This is a genomic window from Arthrobacter sp. H5, assembly GCF_000520595.1.
Taxonomy (GTDB): domain Bacteria; phylum Actinomycetota; class Actinomycetes; order Actinomycetales; family Micrococcaceae; genus Arthrobacter_D.
Genome location: NZ_KI915029.1, coordinates 1 through 5247, shown reverse-complemented (window position 1 = coordinate 5247; position 5247 = coordinate 1). Strand labels below are relative to the sequence as shown.

At 62.3% G+C, this 5247-nt stretch carries 7 protein-coding genes and 1 pseudogene; 6 read left to right on the top strand and 2 right to left on the bottom strand.

Annotation, left to right across the window (positions count from 1 at the left end; genetic code table 11):
• The 6 genes and pseudogenes from Y708_RS26625 to Y708_RS0119825 all read left to right on the top strand — a co-directional run.
• A partial coding sequence (locus Y708_RS26625) for an ArgE/DapE family deacylase (protein WP_035776991.1) occupies positions 1 to 1016 on the top strand: 1016 nt, incomplete at its 5' end.
• A 99-nt stretch (positions 1017 to 1115) separates the two neighbouring features.
• Positions 1116 to 1322, top strand: a complete 207-nt coding sequence (locus tag Y708_RS0119850; protein ID WP_253905899.1) for a ribbon-helix-helix domain-containing protein — start codon at positions 1116 to 1118, stop codon at positions 1320 to 1322.
• The gene (locus Y708_RS0119845) at positions 1319 to 1687 is read left to right on the top strand and encodes a type II toxin-antitoxin system death-on-curing family toxin (protein WP_035776988.1); all 369 of its coding nucleotides are present in this window, start codon (positions 1319 to 1321) and stop codon (positions 1685 to 1687) included. The genes Y708_RS0119850 and Y708_RS0119845 overlap by 4 nt, the downstream gene beginning before the upstream one ends.
• A 297-nt stretch (positions 1688 to 1984) precedes the next feature.
• A pseudogene (locus tag Y708_RS26620) lies at positions 1985 to 2562 on the top strand (maleylpyruvate isomerase family mycothiol-dependent enzyme).
• Positions 2563 to 2646: 84 nt separating this feature from the next.
• Positions 2647 to 2880, top strand: coding sequence for a hypothetical protein (locus Y708_RS30560; protein ID WP_035776985.1), 234 nt, complete (start codon positions 2647 to 2649; stop codon positions 2878 to 2880).
• Complete coding sequence (locus Y708_RS0119825; RefSeq protein ID WP_028281261.1) at positions 2877 to 3281, top strand: type II toxin-antitoxin system VapC family toxin; 405 nt, start codon at positions 2877 to 2879, stop codon at positions 3279 to 3281. Before Y708_RS30560 ends, Y708_RS0119825 begins: the two co-directional genes overlap by 4 nt.
• Positions 3282 to 3375: 94 nt before the next feature.
• Here the strand turns inward: Y708_RS0119825 and Y708_RS0119820 are convergent, their stop codons facing one another.
• Positions 3376 to 4317: an aminoglycoside phosphotransferase family protein gene (locus Y708_RS0119820; protein ID WP_155853964.1), complete on the bottom strand. Its 942-nt coding sequence runs from the start codon at positions 4315 to 4317 to the stop codon at positions 3376 to 3378.
• 625 nt (positions 4318 to 4942) lie between these two features.
• The coding region (locus tag Y708_RS28720) for a transposase (RefSeq protein WP_162150507.1) at positions 4943 to 5247 on the bottom strand (305 nt) is incomplete at its 5' end.

Here is a 5247-nt window from a genome sequence, read left to right as displayed (position 1 = left end):
CGCTGATTCTCAACGGTCACGTGGACGTGGTGCCCGCCGGCCCGGAGGACACCTGGTCCCGCTCCCCCTGGGACGCTTCGATGATCGACGGCTGGATGTATGGCAGGGGCAGCGGCGATATGAAGGCCGGGCTCGCCGCGAACCTCTTCGCGCTGGATGCGGTCCGCGCCGCGGGCCTGACGCCGCAGGGCCGCATCCACGTCCAGTCCGTAGTGGAGGAGGAATGCACGGGCAACGGTTCGCTGGCCGCCCTGCAGCGCGGCTATACCGCTGACGCCGTCGTTATCCCTGAGCCCGAGGAGAACATGCTGGTCCGCGCCAATGTGGGTGTGATCTGGTTCAAGGTCCGGGTTGAGGGCCTGCCCACCCACGTGCGTGAGATGGCCACCGGATTCAACGCGATTGACGCTGCGTATGGCGCGATGGGCGAGCTGCGGGCGTTGCAGGACCAGTGGAACGCCCAGAAGGGCAGCCACCGCTACTTCGAGGACCTGGACCATCCGATCAACTTCAACATGGGCATGATCCGCGGGGGTGACTGGCCGTCCAGCGTGCCGTCCTGGTGCGAATTCGAAGTGCGGGCAGCGATCTATCCCGGGGTGACCGCCACCGACGCGTGGGAGCAGATCGAGGAACGGCTTCGCATTGCCTCGGACCGTGATCCGCAGCTTCACCTTCACGCCGAGCGCACGGGTTTCTTCAGCGAAGGCTATGTGCTGGAGGAGGGATCCGCCGCGGAAGGTGTGCTGGCCGGTGCGCATGAGCAGGTCTTCGGATCCGCGCTGGGCAGCTTCACCACGCCGGGGTATCTGGACGGCAGGGTCTTCGCGCTTTACGGCAAGATTCCCGCGTTGGTGTACGGGCCGGTCTCCGAGGCCATCCACGGTTTTGACGAGCGTGTGCACGTGGAGTCGGTGCGTAACGTCACCAAGACCATCGCCCTCTTTATTGCCGAGTGGTGCGGGGTCGAGGACGGACACGCTCTTGGCCGTCACCGCGATCCGGCACGGCCCTGACCATGGTCACGCGAAAAACGGGAGACTTCGACGGACTGCCCGTTGAGGTTGGCAATCCTTGGAGCACCCTTGAAAGTACCGTTGCGGTACCATAAAGCCATGGCTATGAACCTGCGTCTCCCCGAAGATCTCGACCGGCAGTTGGATGATATCGCCGCTGCGTCGCACACTTCCAAGAGTGCCCTGCTCCTTCAGGGCGCCCAGCTGATTGTCGATCGTCACGCGCGCCGCAACCTCATCGATGCATCTTTGGAGTTCGTCAAGACGCATGATGCCGAACTACTGAAGCGTCTCGAAGACGCATGACGGTATGCCTGGAATTGGATGACGCGTGTTACGTTGTCGACTCTTTCGGGTTCCATCTCCGAGATGTTGGTCTCCTCCAGTCAGCACTGGCCCGCCCGCCCACTACGCTGACGGGACGGGAAGCCTACCCCGCCCTGCCACTGAAAGCGGCAGCCCTTCTGGAGTCACTCGCCCGCAACCACGCTCTCAGAGACGGCAACAAGCGAACAGCCTGGACGCTGGTGGTCGTATTCCTGGGACTGAACGGTTATCGCCATAACTTCACCACAGATACGGCCTTCGATCTGGTGGTGGGAGTTGCGAGCGGCGCGATTGAACTCCACGTGAGCGGCCAGCTCATAGAGGAGCATCTCACCGCTAGCTGAACATCCGTGTAGCCCGTGGACTTGGCCTCGCACGGTTCTGGTGCTCAGTCCTTCATTACGAGGTGAAGGACGAAGAAGACGGGATTGGCACCATTGGATCCCCGATAGTGCCTGAAAACCGCAGTGGCCCTGGATCAGCCAGGCGGACGCACCGGACCACACTGCAGGCTACGCCGTGCTCAACGATGTGAGCATGCGCGACTACCAGTTCCGCACCATCCAGTGGCTGGGACAGGTGCTCGTGACCACCATCAAGGGACTGGGCCAGCTGAAAAACCGCGTGGTCAAGGAAGCCTGATGGTTGCCCGTACTGATTTGGCCACCGATCCCGGACTGGTCGAGGAATTGCTGCAGGCCCGCAAGGGCACCGCGTTCTTCGCGCGCAAGCTCAACGAGCTCACTGATGCAGAGCTCGACGGCGGCTCGCTCCTTCCCGGCTGGAGCCGGCGGCATATCGTCGCGCATATCGGCTGCAATGCGCGCGCATTGCGCTGCTGGTGGAGTGGGCGGCCACCGGGGTTGAGACCCCGATGTAAGCGTCGGTGGAGGTACGGAACGAGGAGATCGCGTTCGGCTCGACACTGAGTCCCATTGCGCTGCGGAACCTGTACGACCACTCGGCCGTGCACCTGAGCGTCGAGTGGCGCGACATCACCAAAGCCTGGGCCACGCGCGGGACCGATGCCGAACTGCGCGTGGAAGTTACTGAATCTTCCGGCACGGTCCGGACACCACATGGGGATCCGTCGGGATCACGGCTGGTCAGCGGAACCCTTGCCGGTGTAGCGCAGTGGGCTGCGGGCCGCGGCACTGCGGGAGTTTCGGACAGTGAATCCGACGGCGCCGGGGCAGCCCCCGCTCCGGCCTGGATCTAGTCATCCAGCCGCAGGAGTTGTAGCTTCGGAGGTTCAGCTGCCGGCGTCGCATGCATAGTTCATGATTTCTGCTAGTCTCTGGCTATGAGCAGTGAAATTATTCAGGTTCGCGATGTCCCCGCCGAAGATGTCGAGGCCTTACGAACGCGGGCTGCTGCGCGAAACATGTCGCTGTCGGGTTACCTCCGAGAACTGATCCATGACGACACCTCGCGCCCTCCAATGAGTGAAGTCCTCGCGCGGATCGCCGCTCGAGACAGCGTCGAGGCCAGTGGTGAAGACATCCGATCGCTCATTAACGATGACCACCGGAGATGACAGTCGCAGACGCTTCGATCGTGGTGCGGTTGCTGCAGAATCGCGAGGGTGATGACGGGTTGCGTGACCGGTTTGGCCGGCCCCGGTACGTGCATGCTCCGGCTTTGATCGATGCTGAGGTTGCCTCCGCCATCCGCGGGTTGCTGCTGACACTCAAACCCTTGATCAAGATCAGTGTCATGCGGGCGGAGGAGATGCTCGAGGACTTCGCAGATCTGCCGCTGGTGCGCTACCCGATGCAACCTCATCATCGAAGGGTGCTGGCGCTCCGACACAACTTCACGGCCTATGACGGCTTCTACGTGGCCTTGGCTGAATCATTGGCCATGCCGCTGCTCACCGATGACCGTAAATTCGCCGGTGCCGCCGGCCACACTGCTGTCATCGAAACCTGGGAATAGCGCCTCACCAACCCAGCCCTTGGCGGCCGCCGAGACCCGCACGGAGGGCTGGGTCGCCGGCCTTCAGCTGGCTGCCTTGTCCATGCGGGACCGCTCAGACATCCCCGGTTTCATCGAGGCATTCACCGGCAGCAACCGCTTCGTGATCGATTATCTGTGCGAAGAGGTGTTGCGGCGTCAGCCTGACCACCTCCGTGATTTCCTGTTCCGCACCGCGTTCCTGGACCGTCTCAGTGGTCCGCTCTGCGAAGCCGTGACGGGCCGGTCGGATAGCAGCGAACTTCTTCAGATCCTGGAGCGCGACAACTTGTTCGTCGTGCCACTGGATGACCAACGGAGGTGGTACCGGTATCACCGACTCTTCGCCGATGTTCTCAGAGCGCGGTCGTCGGGCGCTGGCCCTGATCATGTGCGGACCCTTCACCGCCTCGCCAGCGACTGGCACGAGCGGAATGATCTGCCTGAGGACGCGGTCCGGCACGCGCTCGGTGCCGCGGATTTCGAGCGCGCCGCGGACCTTATCGAACGGTCGATGCCGGAAATTCGCCGTCGCCGACAAGACGCAACCCTGCTGGGCTGGCTCAGACTGCTGCCGGATGAGGTTGCCGGTCGCAGGCCCGTGCTCAGCGCCGTAGAAGCCGATGAGAGGAGCAACATCGATCGCAGGGTCTGCCGCACACGCGTTGTCGAAGTCGATGAGACCTGGAGTGCCGGACTCGTCCCACAAGATGTTGTGCGGACCGAAGTCTCCATGGACAAGCGCGGGGTTCACCGCCCGGTGGAGATTCAGTACCTCTCGCACCACGGCTCGGGCTGTACTTCGCATGCGAAACCTGTGGTCTGCTGTGATCCGCTCAACGACGTCGGGCCACGCTTCCCCTCCGCACCACGTGCGTGCAGGAGGCAATCCCGCCGCAGGTACTTGTGCTGACCGCAAGTCATCGAGGATGCCGGCGAAGTGCTGCCAGACTTCGTGCCACGGCCGATCCGCGTCGTGGGCGCCCTCGAGGAAGGTGCAGGCCAGACCACGTGTCATGGCTGAGTGAGCGAAGGAGTTTCGGGATTCGGGTGTTGAGCCCGACACCGCTGACCGATTCGAGCACCGTGCTCTGAAGGCTGATCTGTGCCTCGTGGTCAGCCGCGAAGGAAACGCGCACGACAGCAGTCGTGCCTAGAACTGCCACGTGGTGGAACGCTCCGTGACTGTAGGTGGGGTTTGCCCAGGGCAGATCGGACCAAACAGTTCGAAGAACCGACCAGGCTGTGGAGGCGTCCCGTTCAAGGGTGCTCATAATCAGCAGTCTCCCACCTTCAAACAACCCGCTATGGAGCTCCGTTCAGGGATATTAGTGTGGCTCGTCTGGTTTTCCGGTGAGCGCGGCCATTACCCCTGTGCTGAGTAGCTGATACTCCTGCGCGTACGCCCTGGGCCCTCCAGTCGGCCGTATGACAACGCGGGGCACCCCGATGATCTGGTGGGGCCCAAATTGCTCTCGCGTCAGGTCTATTTCCAAGCTGCCCGAGAAACGGTTCCAGTAATGAACCTCGTCGTGCGCGGCGCCACCGTTGACCGCTGCGACAAGCAAGTCACCACCGAGCAAATCTTGAACAACGAGAGCCGTGGGCCCGCACTGTCCGTAAGTTGGGTAGTGGGTGAACGGTTAGCTCAGGTTATGTCTTGCGTTTCGGCCATTTTCTGTGATTTGGCGGTAGGTAGTCGGCGGCTGCCGACTGCCAAGACCGAGGAGAGTCTGGAACGCAGCCATGGGCGTGCTGCGTCTGTTGTAGCGGAACGTGAATTCGTCGAGGTAAACCTGTAGTTGTTCATTGCTGACAGATCGGTGTGTCCCTCGCAGCCACGTCTTGAAATTGCTGATCGCACGATGCACTCGAGGCATGACCGGGTCTGCGTCGTCGGCTCTCTTGGCGGCCCTTTGTGACCGTGGCCGGTAGTCGTAATCTTTCT

Coding starts and splice junctions, on each gene's coding strand:
- Y708_RS30560 (WP_035776985.1), top strand. CDS start 2,647: ATGAGCAGTGAAATTATTCAGGTTCGCGATGTCCCCGCCGAAGATGTC.
- Y708_RS0119825 (WP_028281261.1), top strand. CDS start 2,877: ATGACAGTCGCAGACGCTTCGATCGTGGTGCGGTTGCTGCAGAATCGC.
- Y708_RS0119845 (WP_035776988.1), top strand. CDS start 1,319: ATGACGGTATGCCTGGAATTGGATGACGCGTGTTACGTTGTCGACTCT.
- Y708_RS0119850 (WP_253905899.1), top strand. CDS start 1,116: ATGGCTATGAACCTGCGTCTCCCCGAAGATCTCGACCGGCAGTTGGAT.
- Y708_RS0119820 (WP_155853964.1), bottom strand. CDS start 4,317: ATGACACGTGGTCTGGCCTGCACCTTCCTCGAGGGCGCCCACGACGCG.